The sequence below is a fragment of the Marinobacterium sp. xm-d-564 genome, from assembly GCF_013283345.1.
In the GTDB taxonomy this organism is placed as follows: domain Bacteria; phylum Pseudomonadota; class Gammaproteobacteria; order Pseudomonadales; family Balneatricaceae; genus Marinobacterium_E.
Genome location: NZ_WBYO01000007.1, coordinates 62,739 through 81,761, shown reverse-complemented (window position 1 = coordinate 81,761; position 19,023 = coordinate 62,739). Strand labels below are relative to the sequence as shown.

Sequence of the window (19,023 nt, the reverse complement as noted above, 5' to 3'; positions counted from 1 at the left end):
CTCCTTAGTCTGTAATGAGTTTGCCGTTTGATAGCAGATCATTAATCATGGCTGTTTGATCATCATGGCCTGTTACTAAATCCATGCCTTCAAGGGTAATCTGCTGATCATAATTATCAAAATCGCTTCCACCATCAGCATCTATCTTAACGATTGTATCGTCACCTACTTTTGAAATGTGAATATATCCCAACAAATTCGAAGCAGAAGAGCCATCTTCATTTTGTAGTAATTCCCCTAGATCCAAAGCATCAACACCGGTACCGCTATCAGCACCATCTGAACCTGTGCCAAAGTCTGTGACTGTGTCATTGCCACCATCTGCATCGGCAAGAGTCCATGCGAACACATCGTCACCGAGTCCACCGGTAAGAATATCTTCTCCTTTACCACCAATAATAGTATCGTCACCAGCACCACCATCGATGTTGTCACCATTATCAGAGCCGACAAATGTTGAGTTACCCGTGCCGCCAAGTATTGAGCGCGCATCAGTAACGCCACTTTCTGAAGTAGAGACAATGAAATCTGGAATGAAATTAGGATCTAATGCTTCAGGTGTATTAATGAAGAGCTTGTCTGCAAAGGTCTCATTGGCTGCGTCAAATGAGTTATCCAAAATAGCACCATAAACCGAAGATTCGATGACGAACTCTTCGCCTGCACCATTGGTTGATGCTATTTCTACAACAACATCATTCGCATCCACATAATACAAGATACTACCCGTAGGGAAGCCGCTTAAGGTAACCGGACCCGTCCAACTCTCATCCACTGATTCAACCAATTGTGCGCTGATATCAATCGCATAAGTTTTACTGTAATAAGTACCCGGGCTGAATATCAAATCATCAATCTGATAGCCATCGCCTGAATTTCCAAACTCACTGGTATTAGTAATAACCATACTTGCTAGCGTCTGATCATCAAAATTTAGACCAAAGTTATCTCCACCGTTAGTGAGATTAACTTTTGAACCGTCAATATCGATACTTACTACAACACTTGAAATTGTCCCCAGAGCAGTGAGGTCTCTTGAACTTAAAGACCAAGAATTATCGGCATGGTTAAACGTAATCTCTTCATCGTTTGCATCTACTCCATAACCAGCATCAAATATTGCTGAACCATTATTGCCAGCAACCGTGATTTCTATCTTCAAGTACTCATCGTTGCCGTTAGAAGAAATAAAATCCAAAGTTTGCGGAGCGATTGAGCCTGATAGACTAAAGTCACTCGAATCCATATCTTTCGTATTTAAACCTACATCAAATGACAAAGTGTCTTTTTTAGTGTTTTTAGTAAATACGGTGAATGAGCTCATTGGCGCTTGAACATTATCAAAATTCACATGAACGGTTTCGCCAATATCTATCCTGTTTTGGTCACCGCTGCCGTTACTAGAATCAACACCCACACCTAGTCCACCACTGATATTGAGATCTGTTCCATCACCCGGCGAGAAAATAACACCTGAATCGGTCACATAATCCGATCCGTCATATTCGCCTGTAATATCGTAAGTTAGCTCACTGCCGATCTTGATCTGCATTGAACCCGTGACATAGTCAGCAACAGGATCAACAGTGATATCCAAGGTAGAGCTACTGCCCGTATTAGTTGTATACGTGACTTGTGGAACTGAACCATTCCAGTTGGTTGAAGGAGTGAAAGTGTAACTACCGTCCGCAGCAAGATTTAATACACCAATACCAGAAATTGAATAATCTGAGCCGAGGGTAAACGTACCGCTTTCACCCGCTATTAAGAAAGAAGCAACAGATAATACATCGTCTTCATCAGAATCGTTTGAGAGAACATTTCCAGATACGGCGACGTCTTCTTTGGTTGAGGCTGTGTCTGCGGTAAGTACGGATGGATCATTGGCATCAGTCACCACTGGCGTATCGCTGTCGGTATCATCCAGCGAGCCATCGCTCACTTTCAGATCGATCGCATCCAGGTCACCACCTGCGTTGATCACATCAATACCATCCTGAGTGAGGAAGACTTTTCCTGCATCAGCTCCTGTACCTAGCGTGTAATGGTCACTGCTTGTATTGAACGTCACCGTTAACGTGTCACCGTCTCCATCCGACGTGGTGTAGGTGCCCGCCACTGACGTGCCGGCCACGAGACCGCCCGCATCTTCAGTAAAGTCGTTGGCGGTGACTGTGACCTCTGGTGCAACATTGGCTACAGCGGTAACATTAGTAATGTTGATTGATAGAATCGCTGAGTCCAAATCACCGTCTGCATCTTGAATTGTATACGTGAACGTATCCGTTGCATCCGCTGTTACTGCGTTTGAGGTTGATTGATATTCATAACTACCATCGGCATTCAGCGTAAGTTGGCCGTAGGTTCCATTGATCACATTTCCTACTGAATCATTTTTTGTATCAGTGCCTGCTGAAGAGCCTGACACAACACCTACTATCTGGGGGCTGTTGTAACCATCTACACCCGACTCATCATTTTCCAATACGCCATTCTCAGCAGTCACGGTTAGTGTAGCGCCTTCTTGAACAGCACCTTGATTAAAACCTATCGAATTGATTAGGTAGTCATGACCACCGCCCGTTGGGGCAGAGAAACGAATACTTGTAAAGCTTTGATTCTCGTCTGCAGTTAGAGTACCGATCTCATCGATTCTATCTGTGCCACCCTCGATTATATGGGTGCCTACATTTGTATCCCCCTCAAAAAGCTCGATAATGGCGTGCTCTCGACCATTTTGCCAAGCTAGTACTAAATCAACTGATGACACTGGCGTATCAAAAGTAACAACAATTGATTCGCTTCTCTGACTATCAGCCCCCAGCTCAACAGACGCGCCCGAAACATTACCAACCACGCCAAAGCCCTTGGGATTAGCCTGGTATCCAATGACCCCATCAGTACCATCAGGATTAAATGCTTTAACAGTGAACCCAAGGTCCGTTCGTTGGACATTGTTACTGTCTATGACACCATTGGCATTTGATCTAGCAACCGGAGCATCATCTTCAATATCAATCCCGATCGATACAGGGTCTGAACTCGAGCTTCCATCTGAGAGAGTCAGAGTGAACTCTTCCTGTGTGCTAGCGCCTGCTTCGTGATCGACCGCACTGTTTAAAGTGTAACTGTAGGTTGCTACACCATCAGTGTAATCCGTGATGCTCAGCGTGCCCTTCTCGCCTAACACTTTCAGAGGAGTTCCGGCAGTTGCATCATTTAGCTCTGAAACCGTGTAAGTTGCACTATTGATCTTGATTGATGCAATGTCATCCAACCCATCTGCATCCGCAAAAGTGATCGTACCGCCTGCAGAAGTCGTTGTTGGACCGATGCCTGAGCCTGATGCCAAACCAGCTTCATAAACAACATCATTAGCGTTGTTCGTGTTCCCTGAATCAGTAGTGATGGTAGGTACATCATTCGTCTCGGTAACAGAAGGATCTACACTGTCAGTTGCAGGAGAACCATAGGTACCTGCAGACGTTGCGGTCACAGTGAACTGAGGTAAGTCAGCACCCGTGTCCGCATTCACTAACGCAGCACCTGCTGCTGTCAACGTCACGGCTCCTGTACTGCTGTTGATCGCGTAGTTGGTTGTATCGCTGATGCTATAGCTGATCGCACCGCCATCCGGATCGTTTACTGAGGCAACTGTCGCTACCGAATCTCCTACTGCCGCTGTACCTTCGGTAAAGCTTGCTGGCGCACTCATGCTGAACGTCATCGGATCGTTCGTTTCAGTCACAGAAGGATCAACACTAGAGTCAGCACTTGAACCATAGGTACCTGCAGACGTTGCGGTCACCGTGAACTGTGGCAAGTCGGCACCCGTATCAGCATTCACTAACGCAGCACCTGCTGCTGTCAACGTCACGGCTCCTGTACTGCTGTTGATCGCGTAGTTCGTTGTATCGCTGATGCTATAGCTGATCGCACCGCCATCCGGATCGTTTACTGAGGCAACTGTCGCAACTAAATCTCCTACTGCCGCTGTACCTTCGGTAAAGCTTGCTGGCGCACTCATGCTGAACGTCATCGGATCGTTCGTTTCAGTCACAGACGGATCAACGCTGTCATCAGCCGTTGAACCATAGGTACCTGCAGACGTTGCGGTCACCGTGAACTGTGGCAAGTCGGCACCCGTATCCGCATTTGCCAACGCCGCACCCGCTGCTGTCAACGTCACGGCTCCAGTGCTGCTATTAATGGCATAATTTGTGGTGTCATCAATCGTGTAGGTAATCGCACCACCATCAGGGTCGTTCACTGAGGCAACTGTCGCTACCGAATCTCCTACTGCCGCTGTACCTTCGGTAAAGCTTACTGGCGCACTCATGCTGAACGTCATCGGATCGTTCGTTTCAGTCACCTCAGGTGTATCGCTGCCGATACCATCCCGCGAACCATCGCTCACTTTCAGATCGATCGCATCCAGGTCACCACCTGCATTGATCACGTCAATACCGGCTTGCGTCAGCAACACTTGGTTGTTAGCCGTATCCAACGTGTAATGGCTGCTCGCTGTATTGAACGTGACCGTTAACGCATCACCGTCTTCATCCGACGTGGTGTATGTGCCTGCCACTGACGTGCCGGCCACGAAACCGCCGGCATTCTCAATAAAATCATTGGCTGTGACTGTGATCTCTGGAGCGTCATTGACACCCGTAATGACAACTGTGATGTTTTGGTCAACCTTGCCGCCATTCTTATCATCAACCGTAACAGTGTAGACTTGTGTCAGTGACTCATTTGCTGCCAAATGATTGATAACTGAGTCATCAACGGTAAACACCCATTCCACCGTTCCATCCGTATTATTGGTATTGTCTAATAGCGTTAAGCTGCCAAGTGGGGATGTAATGAAGTTGTCCGATTCGTCTTTAACTTTTGTGCTCACTTTCACGTCATGTTGATCAGTGAGATCAACATCTTCAAAGGCTATTTGGCCGCGAGACGAGTGAACCGCAATATTTTCAAGGGGGTTACTGTCTTCAATCTCAGTAATTGAAGCGCTGCTAACTGTATTAGCAACTAATTGAATATCATCGATATAGGCACCCACTGAATCCTGAACACCCTCCGGTTCTAAACCCTCAAATTTAAGTTCAATATTATCCGTTTCTTCTAATGGTAAATAATTCAGCGTAATTAGTGTCCAACCATTACCCGCTTCAGTTTGACTAGCTGTAACACCATCTGAGTCAACAAAAGAGATATCACCATTGCTATCGGATAGGATGCTAACCTCTTTGCCACCAAGAGTTACTTTCATATCACTGCTATCTTCCACACCAGGGCGAGGTTTATAAGCGAATGTCAGTGAAAGAATCTCTCCCTCTTGAGCATCAAAAGTGGTGGATAATTTAACATCAGTATCATTACCATGACTGTCCAATTCTGCATGCTGTGAACCCTCATAAGCAGCGGATCCACCGACATTACCCTGTATCTCGATACCCGCAGCATCTACGGTCCACATCACACCGCTACTGCCCGTAAATTCATTGTTTGACCCTTTTTCTACGTACCAACCATTAGGACGGGATTCGATATCAGAACCATTTGTGCTTTCAAAGGTTTCAGAGAGGATAATTCTACCTGGTGATAGGGTTGGTGCATCGTTGACCGGTGTTACATTGACCGTAAGTGTATAAGCGTCAACGCTGAAGTCTGTGCCATCATTAACCTTGAATCCGACCGTTGTATAGGCAGCACCATTCTCGTTTTCATCGGGGACAAAACGAAGCTTGCCAGCATCAATATCTGCTTTTGTAATGACCTGATTTAACGTCACCGCTTCCCAAGTACCATTATTGTCGTATTCCAGACGACCATTATCTTCCAACGTCGTAATTTGTATTGATGATATCGCCGAATTTTCTATATCTGAGTAGGTTCCAAAATCATCGATCGACAACACCTTAGCCACGTCTTCATCAGTGGTCACACTGTCATCGGTTGACGTAGGCGCATCATTCACAGGTGTTACGACTGGCGTATCGCTGTCGCTATCACCCAGCAAACCATCGCTCACTTTCAGATAGATCGCATCCAGGTCACCACCTGCATTGATCACACCGATACCGTCCTGAGTGAGTAAGACTTTTCCTGCATCAGCTCCTGTACCTAGCGTGTAATGGTCACTGCTTGTATTGAACGTCACAGTTAACGTATCACCCTCTTCATCAGACGTGGTGTATGTGCCCGCCACTGACGTGCCGGCCACTAGACCGCCGGCATCCTCAATAAAGTCATTGGCTGTAACTGTGATATTGGGTGCATCGTTCTGAACAGCGTACGTTGGTGTCGCATTAGCATTCGCGCTCAGATTGCCACTATCCGTCGCCGTTAGATCAACCGCTGGCAAGGTGGTTCCGGCATTAATCGCATTCACACCCGCCTGAGTTAGAACAACGTTCTCACCATCGAACGCGTAGTACCCAGCACTATTCGTTGTTCCGGTGAACGTCACGTCTCCAGCAGCAACCGTTAATGTGCCATCTTCTTCATCACTGGCCGTGAACGTCGCTACAGTTTGACCTACAACCGCATGATTCTCGTTGAACGTCGCTTCCGCTGTGACTGTGATGGTTGGACCATCGTTTTGTGCGTTGTAGCTTGGTAAATCATTATCTGATGCTGTCAGCCCCTGTGAATCCGTCGCGGTTAAGTTCACAGAAGGCAGTGTTGTACCCGCATTAACTTCAGCAACACCTGCCGATGTCAGAACAACTGTATTACCACTGATTGCATAGTAACCCGCGCTATTAGATGATCCAGTGAAGTCGACAGAAGGCGTTCCATCTTCTTCATCACTTGCACTGAACGTCGCAACCGTTTGACCTACAACCGCATCGTTCTCGTTGAAGGTCGCAGCTACTTTGACTGTGATTGTTGGACCATCGTTTTCTGCTGTATACGTTGGTGTCGCATTAGCATTGGCTGTCAAGCTGCCACTATCCGTTGCTGTCAGATCAACCGCTGGCAACGAAGTACCTGCATTGATCGCATCAACACCCGCCTGGGTCAGAACTACGTTCTCACCATCGAACGCGTAGTACCCCGCACTATTCGTTGTTCCTGTGAACGTCACGTCTCCAGCAGCAACCGTCAAGGTGCCATCTTCTTCATCACTTGCACTGAACGTCGCGACCGTTTGACCCGCAACCGCATCGTTCTCATTAAATGTTGCAGCCACTGTTACGTCGATTGTAGGACGATCATTGACTGGCGTGACCTTGATCGTTGCCGTTGCTGGTTCTGAATCCAACTCACCATCATTTGCGGTGAAATTAAAGTTAGTCTCGCCGTTCCAATTCTCATCGGGTACAAAATATAGAGTTAGCTCATCATCACTCGCAGCATAGCTCGTATCTGCAACAGCTAATGTGGTCAACGTTACATCCGTGTACAAAGTACCGTTTGCAGGCAAGTTGCTTAGAGTGAAGGTTTCAATACTGTCATTGAGGTCGATATCGCTGCCGACGAGTGTGATGGTGATGGAAGAATCATCTTCGCCCCCCGTCACTTCAACCGAATCTGCTTCGGGTGAATTAGCATCCAAAATAGTCGCTTCACCCAGCCCTGTGATTGTCAGTGTTTCATCGCCGCTTTGGTATTCAACTTGCACTTGTAGGCGTGCGGTTTCATCCCGGGATGTGTCTACTCCACCGTCGGGTGTGTTATCAATAACCGTTGAGTAAGATGCTTGAAAAGTAGTCACCGCGTCCGGGAGAGTAAATGATCCATCACTGTTGGCTGAGATGGTTTGGGTATTCAGATCGCCATCAGTATAGGTGACAGACACTGAGTTTAAAGAATAGTCGTCATTTACGGAGGCGGTTGCACCTGAATTGGTTGGGGTTAGGGTGATGATCTTTTCACCCGATGGTAGTTCTGATGATAGAACGACCGTGTAAGTAATGTTTGTGCCCTCTTGTTGCGCATCACCTGTGATGGTCATGCCATCATTATCGTAAATACGTACCGACGCTTCCGGGTCACCAAGAACGGCATTATCTGAAACCGATAGGACATCAACTTTGAAAAACTCGGTTTGTTCGATAATTGAATCGTCAATAATTGGCACTTGAATGGTAACCGTCGATACTCCCGCTACGATAACCGCAGTCCCTGTGTAACCATCATTAGGAATAACGGTGTAATCCAATCCTGCTTTAGCACTCAAATCGGCTGTTTGATAGGTGATCGTCGTATCGGATGTATCGGTTACTAAATTACCGTCTTGATCGACTAGGCTGAAAGTTAGGCTCGCGTAACCGTCTTCTTCATTGACCACTGCAAAGTTGACTTCAACGATAGGTGTTGTGTTGGCCGAGTCGTTATCTAGAATTTTTGCTTGGATGTTCTCTGAATAGAAGTTGTCACCCTCTACCAACATATCAATGATTTCTGTGTTTTCGATGTAGGGGTCATCGAATACAGGAATTCGAATCTCTACAGCGGTTGAACCTGCTGCCAGTTCGAATTCAAAAATTGGGAGCGGTTTATCGTAGTCTGCACGGGTGTAGGTTTCGTCTAACACCTGCATATCGATCCAGTCACCATCACCATTACGATATTGGATCGGCACTGAGAAGTCGTCTGAGTACTCTGCAAAATCAGTTCCACTCCCTTCCGGAGAGAACTTAACCGTTAGTTTTTGTGCTTCATCAAAAGCCAGTGTGCTATTGACTACAAACTGGCTGTAAACACCATCTTCTACAATATCAGTAGGATTAGCAGAGAGGTGTGACTTGTAGGCGTCGATAGCGCCAGCACCCTCAACTTTTACGGGTACTGTCCAGTCCCATATGGTGTAATCAAAGGCTAGGTTCTCAAGAAGACCGTCAGCCACTTCAACGGCTAATTCATCAAGGCTCGTATCATCGTCTGCGGTAAGTGTAACGACACCTGTTTTGGTTTCGGCATCAAACTCAATGAACAGACTTCTGTTTGCGATGGGCGCACCATCGTTATCGAGCAGACGAACACTCACATCAGATAGATCCATGTTATTCATCATGGAGTCGTCGTTGATCTGTTTAGGTACGTAGCCGTAAGCCAGCATTGAGGCATCTACAACGAACTTAATACCCGCATCGTCAAACTGAAGCGCTTCAGGCGCTGTGCTGTAATTAACAACTCGGTCAGACTCTGTCCCTTCCAAAAACTCGCCCCAGGTATCTTCGGTACGAGCGTCCATAGCTTCAGGCGCGCGATCACCGGCTAGTTCACCGATCGTCTCTTGAACATGCTGCATGGCGAGTGTCTCAAAGCTATTCATGCGCACACTGCCTGTTAATGTATCTTCGTCAGACAGATTAACCACTCGCGTCATCTCGACGGTATCACCTGAATTATTGGTGACGGTATAAGTGAATGACTGCTCACCGCTGGAATCATCATTTGGCGTGAAGGTGAAGTAACCGTCCTCGTCAATGACAACCGTTCCGCCATTGGCACTGTTTACTTCGTAGGAGACACCTTCCATCTCAGACTTAGCGGTAAATTCGACACCGGCTTTGGATAACGCATCTGAAACCTGACCTTTACCAGAGTTCATCAGGTTGAGTGCCTGACCTGTTGCTGGGTCAACATAGTTTTCGAACAGAGTGCGAATCGCGGCGGTAATCTCAATATTATTAGAGAAAGCAGCTGACGCCTCTTCAGCACTAATGTCTTGTGTCTGAAGACCATCCTGATTGTTGCCATCGTCAAGGTCTGAATCTAATGCCTGAAGGAAAATCGCGACGTTCTCAACAAACTGATCATTGGTTTCTGAAAGCGATAGGCCTTTGAGGTCTTGAATAAACAGATATGGACCTTGAATTAGACCCGCTGAGAATTCAGCAATGGTTATTGCACCAATTGAGAAGGTAATAGTGTCGCCATCGTTGTAACGAAACGAACCAGGTTCACCCGCATCACCAGTTAAACCCGTTAGCCCAGACGAAGTGGTGTAACTTACGCCATTGACAAAGTTATCGGTAAATTGAGCAATATTCGGTGCAACATCACTCTCAGAGGGTAGATTAAAGCTTGCCCTTTGCACTCCTTCGAACGGTACTTGCTCTTCTGTGACAATAAAAGGGGTGGTTGTGGTGAGTGCTAACTCTATTTGCTCATCAATACGATCTAATATGATGAAAGAGTGACCTTCCCCTTCGCCCTCACCTGTCAAACCCGCTGCGGTCTCTTCGAGCAAGTTATCAATCGTTCCATCCCCTTGCAGTGCGGCTAGAATTTGGTCTACTTCTGGGGTGTTGGTAGCCACTTGATCACGAACGTCATTAATAAGCTGATCTAGGCTAGATTCGCTAATAGCGGCTTCATCTGCTGAGCTTGCAGTGGTTGCCATTAGATCGTATGAAAGGAGTGTCTCTTTTGCCCCGCTTAAGGTTACGACAGTGCCGTCTGTCATTTGCAAAGTAGCTGTCTGTCCATTTTCGGTGAGTGCGACATCACCAAGGCGAAGTTGGTCACCAGTATTTACTTGACGAAGGGCGCCAGATTCATCACGAACAGTGATCGGCGCTGTAACTGATTGAACGGTAGCAATAACTGGGTTGGCCATTATGTAATCCTACTAAGAGAGCTTTATAGAGTTCTTTAAGCTCATACTAGGTTGAGCTGGATGTCTCTACATCGTACTTTTGGGCAGACTTAATCTGCCGATTGGTAAGGATTAAGCAGGAAACGTGCCAAGACTTTATGTAATGGGTTTTGATTTAAGACTAACTTGCTTGTTCTTTTTTGAATGGCACACCATTCATAAGCAGGGCGAGCTGAACGCGGTCACGTACGTTGAACTTTTGAAAAATTGTCGTGAGATGTGACTTAACCGTTCGCTCTGACATATAGCGTTTTTCAGCAATCTCTTTATTGTTTAACCCCACAGCCACATCGGCCGCCACTTCTAGCTCTTTTGCGGTTAAAACCGACAAAGCCGGGTCAAGCGATGTTTTGTCTGATCTTAGTGAAGCTATCTTATTCGAAACGCCTATGATGCGTTGTAAAACGCCCGGGCCAACCCAAAGACCACCTTTTTTAACAACATCTGCGACCTCTTGTAACTGACTAGCCGCTGCCAGTGCATGGCAATATCCAGAGGCACCGATACTCATCATGCTGTAGGCCTGTTGATCGTTGGGTGAAGAACTCAGCACGATGACTTTACGACCTTTACCCACAAACGACGCTACCCAGAGTGCAGCATCATGGTCTTCAAAAGCGCTTATATCTAGCCAAACCAATGATGATGGCAAACTATCAGCCGGTTGGGTGCCCGACCGAGCATTCGGAAAAGCGGTTTTCCAATTATCACGAAGGCCATTGCGGTAGCCGAAAAAAAGACTCTCCATTAGCGCTCCGTAAGGGCGTACTGTTTGGCACGTAAAATAGGCTTAGCCAGGTAATTGAGCACAGACTTTTTGCCCGTTAAAACGTCCACTTCCGCCACCATGCCCGGAATGATTGGCATGTCATCTCGGTTAAACGACTCTGTAGTTCTAACCGTTACGTTGTAAAAGGCGTTACCCTCTTCATCGATAATACTGTCGGCACCAATCTGATCAACGACCCCTTTTAGACCGCCGTAGATAACGAAATCATAAGCGGTAAACTTAACGACCGTCTCTTGGCCGGGGCGTAAGAAGGCGATATCACGTGGCTGAATTTTCACTTCCAGCAACATGCGATCATCCAACGGTACAATCTCTGCGATTTCCTGACCCGCACTAATAACACCCCCTCGCGTATTGAAATAGAGTTGTTTTACCGTACCAGCAACAGGTGAATAGATCTGAGTCTGGTTGACTCGATCAGACAGTGCATTATCCGTTTCAGTTAGGGCATTTACGCGGGCAGTTGTCCTTGCCAGCTCTTCTTGAATTTCATTGAAGAAAGAGAGTTCAACATCACGTAAATTGTTTTCAGATTCAGTAATGGCATATTGAGAACGTTGAATCTGTGATTTTGCTTGTTCTAATTCACCACTGAACTGATTCACCTCACGCTGCAAACGAAGTAACTCCACTTCTGACACTGCACCGGTTTTGACTAATGGACGCGTTACCTCTAGTTCGCGCTTAGCCAGTTTTAGCGATTCTACTAACTGATTACGGCGTGCTGTCAGCTCATCAACTTCCTGCCGACGTTGATTCAGCTGCTCATTCGCAATTGTCTTAATCGTCTCTAAACGGTTGATATTCGATGTGAACAACTGTTGCTCTTGCTGAACGATGATTGGCACTTGTTCGCTTAGCTTTTCACTTGGTTTAAAAACGGTACCGTTTGCCACAGCCGTTAGACGCTCAGCTTTTACAACCAGTGCGAGGAGTTCTGCGCGACTTTCACGCAACTGAGATCCCGTACGAGTTTGGTCTAGGCTAATGAGCAGTTGGCCTTGTTCGACGACATCCCCCTCTTTAATGTGAATCTCTTGTACTAAACCACCGTCTTGGGATTGGATAATCTGTACTTGTTGAGCAGGTATGACTCGGGCCTCGCCCCTTGTCACTTCATCAATTTTTGCATAGTAGGCCCAGGTAACTAGAGCAATCACAATGAGCATCAATAGGTAGAGCAGACCACGCAGACGCAGAGGCGACTGCTCTACATAAGCTCGATTGACATCAGCTCCCCAATTAAACTGTTCATCAATCGCTTCAAGCTGGTTGGCGGTTTTTTGTTCGATCATTATGAAGCCCTCCCGACCTTGCCTTGCCTCAAGGCTTCAATCACGTTATGGCGAGGTCCGTTAGCGACCACTTGGCCGTTGTCTAACACTACAATACGATCGGCTAAATCGAGCAATGAAGTACGGTGTGTAATTAGGAACAAAGTTCTTCCTTTACGATACTCGGCTAGATTTTTAACCACTGCGGCCTCAGTTGAGTGGTCCATAGATCCTGTAGGTTCATCCATAAACATCACGTTTGGTCGGTGCACTAATGCGCGGGCTAGCACGACCCCTTTTCGTTGACCACCGGATAAAGCTTCGCCGCGCTCACCAACTTCCATGTCGAGCCCTTTAGGGTGGCGCTTTATAAATTCATCAATACCGGCCATTTCAGCTGCCTGCATAAGATCTGCATCAGTGACATGCAACTGAGCAAGCATGAGGTTTTCTCGTAGGGAGCCACGAAACAACACCGCGTCCTGCGGCACATATCCGACGCGGGTTCGAAGATCGGCAGGATCCAACTGGCGAAGATCAATACCATCGATCGTTACAGCTCCATCATTTGGGGTGTAAAGGCCCATCGCCATTTTAAGCAGAGTCGATTTACCGCTACCAACTCGACCAAGCACAACAACCGTTTCACCCTGATTGACACTTAATGAAGCGTCACGCAAAGCGCCAACCTCTGAGTCTGGATAAGCAAAATTGACATGACTGAATACCAAGTCACCTTTAAGGTGATCCCTTGTCAGCAGTTGACGATCTTCCGTCCGCTCAACCGGTTTGGACATAATCTCTTCTAGCGAATCCAGTGCTGTCGCAGCATTGTGATACTGCAGTATGAGACCTGCCATTTGTGCGAACGGTGCTAGTGCACGGGACGCGAGCATATTGACCGCGATTAAGCCTCCCATACTCAACTCTGCCGCCGTTATTAGATAGACACCGTAAACAATGACCGCAACGGCACAGGTCTGTTGTGCCCACTGTGTAAATGAGATGCTGGAGGTTGATAGTTTGCGAAGCTGAATGCCCACTCTAGCAAGGTAAGAGGAGGTACTTTCCCACTTCCGCTGCATGCGCCCCTCTGCACCCATCGATTTCAGCGTCTCTAGGCCGACTAGCGATTCAACCAGAGTCGAGTTACGCATAGCGCTTGCAACGTGCATGGTTTCAGTTAAACGGCGCAAACGCGATTGCGTGATTAGTGCATATAGAACGACCAAAACAATCGCTACCACAACTGGAACCACAACGGGCGAAGCAATCCACGCAATGACCAACAGAAAAATGATCGAGAATGGAAGATCAATTAGGGCGTTAATGGAGGCGGAGGTAATGAAGTCTCTCACCGATTCAAATGAGCGCAAGTTAGAGGCAAAAGAGCCCACTGAGTTGGGTTTAGCTTCTAAGCGTAACCCTAAAACACGTTCCATGATCTTTGCGGAAAGACGCACATCAACACGCCTTGAGGCTAAATCCAAGAAGTGAGAGCGGATGGTTTTCAAAAAGGCGTCTGCAACCAATACAATCCCTACCCCTGCCGCCAACATCCACAGCGTTTCTATGGCATGGTTTGGTACAACGCGGTCATAGACGTTCATGGTGAATATAGGAACGACTAGTGCAAATAGGTTAATAAATAGAGCTGCAAAGAGCACATCACGGTATACGGCTCTATTTTCTCGAATAGCTGACCAAAACCAGTGTCCTTTTTGATGTTTAAGACGATTGGGTTTTAGGTTGCTATCCATCTGAAAAACGGGACGCGCCAGTATTGCGTGGCCCGTGAAGAGGTTTGCCAGTTCAAAGCGACTGATCGTCGACTTGGCATGGCTTAATTCTGGAAGGATCACGTCCGCTATGCCTTTGTCGTGACTCCAACCGAGCAGCACAAGTGCTTTATTGTCCTTTGTAAGTAAGATAGCCGGTAAAAGATGATCGGCTGTCATCTCATCCAATGATTTATTAACGATACGTGACGTTAAGTTGGCACGCTCGGCTGCACGGGGGAAAAGCGATGGTGTTAGCCGATCATCAACGAGAGGAAGGCCAGCTGTTAGAGTCTCTTCTGTAGCCGTTATGCCATAAGTACGCGCTAAAGCGAGCAAAGACTGTAGTAAAGGGTCAACATCATTTGGATGCATTTAGAAACCTCTATTGCTATTTCCACCATAAACTTAAAAGCGGATACTATTTGCACTTAGCAATGCAGGTTTCGTGCCAATTGATATGGCAATTTAGAAATAAATTGGGATATAGAAATGCTAAGAGCAGAGGGTGAACTTCAAAATTGTGATCAACCGGTTAACAAACTAGAGAGTTAATCGATTGATCAATGTTCGTTTTATCTCTTCAAGAGGCGCTTGATCGCTTTTAGAAAAAGCCAATTGGTTAATGCTGTGAGCTAGCCAAGTCGCCTCTTGATCACCTTGCGCATCGGCCCAGTGTTGAAGGGTTTTATAACGCTCGCTACACTCTGCTCCAGCACAACCACCCGCTAACACCAGTGATCTAAGCTGATCAGCTGTCGTTGCTGAGTAGATCGCATGTTTAAACGCCTGCACTCTTGCTCTTCTTTGCTTAAATGCTCCCGCTAAAAGAGTCACTTTAATGAGGATAGCGACAGCGACTATCAATAAGAACACAATGGCGGTCATTGGCAATTTCCAGGGCGCTTTAAGCAGCAGATCAACTGTGTCTAATCGCCCCGTTAGCGTATTAAAGAATGGGAGTTTTACTGTGACAATCTGGCCAAACGACCAGCGCTTATAGGGGACAAAAAATTCACCCTCAGAATCTATGATTTGATCTGCAGAAATAGCCATCGCTTTGGCTAGCGCACTTCTTACACCCCATAAGGTTTGCGCCGAAGACCCTGCAACCACCTGGACACTGATTCGCCAACCTAGCTCACCCTGTTGCACCTTGATATTCGGCTTACCGATACTGATACTGTTTGGCAGATAGCTTGGCAGTGGCAAGACTTCAATAGCCTGAGCTGGAAGATAGAAGGTCCATCGGCCACGCCCTCGTTGGATCAAGGGCGGTAACTCAATGAGGTAATTTCCAGGCTGTTGGGCTGAGAAACGCCAACACCGTTTTGCGATGAGCTGCTCCTCAAATAAACCTGTTCTGGATAGTGTCTGCACTGCAGAGATTCCCGGAATTTCCAGCGACTCAATCTTAATACGGTTGCGTTGCTCAGATAACGGCATACTCACACAACTCTCAATGGATTCGCCTTGCCAGATCTGTTCCGGCAGTGTGTCCCAGATAGGTGTAATGTCTACATTATTAACTACCGCAGGTGTCACCATCAGATCAAAACGCTGCGATTTGGCCCCACCCAATGCTAGGGGGCCCAAGGTTAGCAGACCTGATTGTCTTGGAAAGAGTGTAAGGCGCTGCTTAACTTCTACCTGCCCATCGGGCAACTCTCTCTCTGTTCGATAACCTTTTTCTGTAAACACCTGAGTTTGCCAACGCTTAACATTCAACTCATCTGGCGAGGCGGGGCCAACATAGAGCATATTGACTGTCACAGAGCGGCCCTGCTCGATCTGAGCTTTTTCAGGCAGGATAGACAAGTTGGCCGCATGAAGCTGCCCGATGCTGAAGACGAGAATCAATAACAGTTTTACCACGGCCGCTCCCCCTCCACTTTGATAGGAGTTGGATCGATGCTATTAGGTAAATCTAACTCAAGGCGCATCACACGACTCAATAACTCTGCAGTCGTTCTGGAACCGGTCGAATCAGTTCTGATCCAGCGTGGCTGGTACTCCAACTCGCTCTGCCTGCCTAAATGCTGATCGATGGAGGCCATTAACAGGGGTTTGACCTGATCGGCCGATAGGTTAAGTATATTTTCCGGAAGCTCCTGACTGACACCAAGGTAGACACCTTCTGCCACCTGATCCAAAAGGTCGATCGGTAGGTTACCTGAAGCGTTATGCCAATCGGCTTTATCGGCACTCTTTTGAATATCCAATAACAGCTGCTTCATTGATGCTTCGAGTGAACGCGCGAACGATAGATTCACCGCTATTTTTTGCGCATCCACCCCAAACTCTTCTGCCTCTTGGTAGAGCAACTTAGATTGTGTGTATTCGCCGCGGTAGAAGTGAGTATTCGCCAGGTTAAACAGTGCAATCCCACGATCAATATTCGATTCAGAGGACCAGACAGCCGCCGCAAAATTGAGCTGCGCGCACTCCCAATCTTGCTGACGATAGCAGGCTTCTGCTTGCTGAAACTGTGATTCATATTTCGAAGGTTCAATAAACTGTGGCACAACCCAATAGGTCAGCATCACTAACAGCAAAAGTAAGCCATAACCGAATAGCACAGCTCGTTTTAGACTAACCATTCGACCACCTCGTTGGTGAACGATGTATGAGAACGACTATGAGCAGAAGTGCTATCAAAAGCGGTATCGAAAACCACTCAGACCAGACAACTCGGGCGTAGTTCTCTGGAGTGATACGCCTAGACTCAATATTGAGCCACTTTAGCAAGGGCTGCCCTAACAAGGATTCCGGTGTCCTGTAACTAAAATCGGGATGCAGTGACGCCAGCGACTTAAGAAAGGTGCTGTTCATTTGAGTATTGGCCGAAGGGTGACCGGGAACTTGAGTAGGCTCTCCACCGCCCAACCCGATTAGATTCAGTGTCATCGGCATAGAGGCATGCAGCGATACTAGAGTGGACCCAATGCTCTCGCTGTTTTCCAGAACCACATCACCATCCGTTAAAATTACTATGTGGCTTTTTGTATCAGGCCCCCTTGGCAGAGTCCGAATGGCCGACAATGCCTCAACTAGGTTACTCCCAAGAGTGGGGAGATAGAGCTCATCACCTTGAGCTAGAAAATGTTGGATTAGATGACTATCCATGGTCGGCTTTAATAGCCAGTGCGCACTGCCAGAAAAAGCCAATAGACCTGTCTCAACGATCGGCACATCAGGGTCCAACCAAGAGTTTGCAAGCTCGGTGGCCGCAGTTATGCGAGGCACCACACCCTGAAGACCTCGCGCATCTATCGCTCGCATGGAGTCTGAATAATCCAACAGGATAATGACACGATCCTGCGCTGATGTAAGATCATTTGGGATGAATTGGGGGGTTCTAGGTCCCGCTAATGCGAGGATCAATAGCGCCCAAATCGATGACAATAAGAGCGGCTTTAACCCTTCCCATCCAGATCGACTGGGTGGCTGAACCCAAGGGAGCAGCTCATCATCGACCAGCTGTGTCAGTCTCTTTTTTTCTCTAACAGTAGAGATAACGAGAATCGCTAATGGCAATAGCATCAGCCATAGCAGAAGAGGTTCGCGCCAATAGACCATCAGACACTCCTCCTCACAAAGGCCAGTATCAGCAGCATGAGTCCAGACAGAATAAACCAGGGGTAGAGCGGCTCCACCAAGGGCAATGTACTAATTGATCTATTCTGAGTCGTCTGCTCTTGTGAAATAGTTTGCAGAGCCTCTTCAAAGGCGTCGATGTTCAGAGCGTGAAACATCTTGCCGGCGCCCGCCTTAGCCACTTCATCCAACAGAGCGAGGTCCACAGGGTCATAGACAAATCCGGCACGCGCCTTCTGTTCCTGTGAGAGCTCAGTCGAGCCTATCGCAATAACATAGAGGGTATAGCCGGCATCAGCTAGGGCTTTCGCAGCAGCTTGTGGAGAGGTTTCACCCAACTGCATACCGCTGTCGGTCACCATCACAACGACAGGATTAAGATCCGTTGGATAGTTGTCACTGACCAGCTTGAGTGAAGCCGACATGTCGCTTAAACGCCCGCCGAGTGTCACCCTAATACGAGCAATGGCTTGTGTCACGGCGTCTCGATCATCGGTAAACGGCAACCAATGATACGGAGGGTTTCCCATAATACTTAGGCCAATACGATTACCCTGAAAGCCATTAACGAACTCTGATAAGAGCTCTTTGGTAAGGCTCATTCTTTCAATCGACTGCTCACCGTCAAAATAGTCTTTCAGCACCATCGTGATGTTAGTGTCCACCAATAGCACTAGGTCTACAGGATCTTTCTGATCTGGTAGTTCAATGGTGTCACGGTAGACAACGGGTTGGGCCAAAGCCAATACGAATAATGTCATGGACATCATCAATAGCCGTTCACGACGCGGCTGGTATTGCGATGCTTCAGGCTCTTCATTAGTCAGTTCGCCATAAAGAGGGTAACGAACTCTCTCTCTTTGCAGTAGGTCTGGCCAAGGCGCATCAGAGTTTCTGCGACGCCAAAAGAGAGTCAAAATTAGAGGCGTTAGTAACAACCAAAGAGGTTGTAACATTCCCCAA

Annotated in this window: 8 protein-coding genes; all 8 read right to left on the bottom strand. The window is 47.3% G+C overall.

Annotated elements, in window-relative coordinates:
• Positions 1-4: 4 nt before the first annotated feature.
• Positions 5-10,582 carry a retention module-containing protein gene (locus XMD564_RS08580; protein ID WP_173508151.1) on the bottom strand — a complete coding sequence of 3,526 codons (10,578 nt, stop codon included), beginning with the start codon at positions 10,580-10,582 and terminating at the stop codon, positions 5-7.
• A gap of 160 nt (positions 10,583-10,742) precedes the next feature.
• Positions 10,743-11,369, bottom strand: coding sequence for a response regulator transcription factor (locus tag XMD564_RS08575; RefSeq protein WP_173508150.1), 627 nt, complete (start codon positions 11,367-11,369; stop codon positions 10,743-10,745).
• Positions 11,369-12,706, bottom strand: a complete 1,338-nt coding sequence (locus XMD564_RS08570) for an HlyD family type I secretion periplasmic adaptor subunit (RefSeq protein WP_173508149.1) — start codon at positions 12,704-12,706, stop codon at positions 11,369-11,371. The genes XMD564_RS08575 and XMD564_RS08570 overlap by 1 nt, the downstream gene beginning before the upstream one ends.
• The gene (locus XMD564_RS08565) at positions 12,706-14,838 is read right to left on the bottom strand and encodes a type I secretion system permease/ATPase (protein WP_173508148.1); all 2,133 of its coding nucleotides are present in this window, start codon (positions 14,836-14,838) and stop codon (positions 12,706-12,708) included. The genes XMD564_RS08570 and XMD564_RS08565 overlap by 1 nt, the downstream gene beginning before the upstream one ends.
• Positions 14,839-15,006: 168 nt before the next feature.
• A complete protein-coding gene (locus XMD564_RS08560; RefSeq protein WP_173508147.1) occupies positions 15,007-16,338 on the bottom strand; it encodes a hypothetical protein in 1,332 nt (443 codons plus the stop codon).
• Positions 16,332-17,063 carry a tol-pal system YbgF family protein gene (locus tag XMD564_RS08555; RefSeq protein WP_173508146.1) on the bottom strand — a complete coding sequence of 244 codons (732 nt, stop codon included), beginning with the start codon at positions 17,061-17,063 and terminating at the stop codon, positions 16,332-16,334. The genes XMD564_RS08560 and XMD564_RS08555 overlap by 7 nt, the downstream gene beginning before the upstream one ends.
• Entirely contained in the window at positions 17,056-18,042 is a 987-nt protein-coding gene (locus tag XMD564_RS08550; protein WP_173508145.1) for a VWA domain-containing protein, read from the bottom strand. Before XMD564_RS08550 ends, XMD564_RS08555 begins: the two co-directional genes overlap by 8 nt.
• Positions 18,042-19,016, bottom strand: a complete 975-nt coding sequence (locus XMD564_RS08545; RefSeq protein ID WP_173508144.1) for a VWA domain-containing protein — start codon at positions 19,014-19,016, stop codon at positions 18,042-18,044. Before XMD564_RS08545 ends, XMD564_RS08550 begins: the two co-directional genes overlap by 1 nt.
• Positions 19,017-19,023 lie beyond the last annotated feature (7 nt).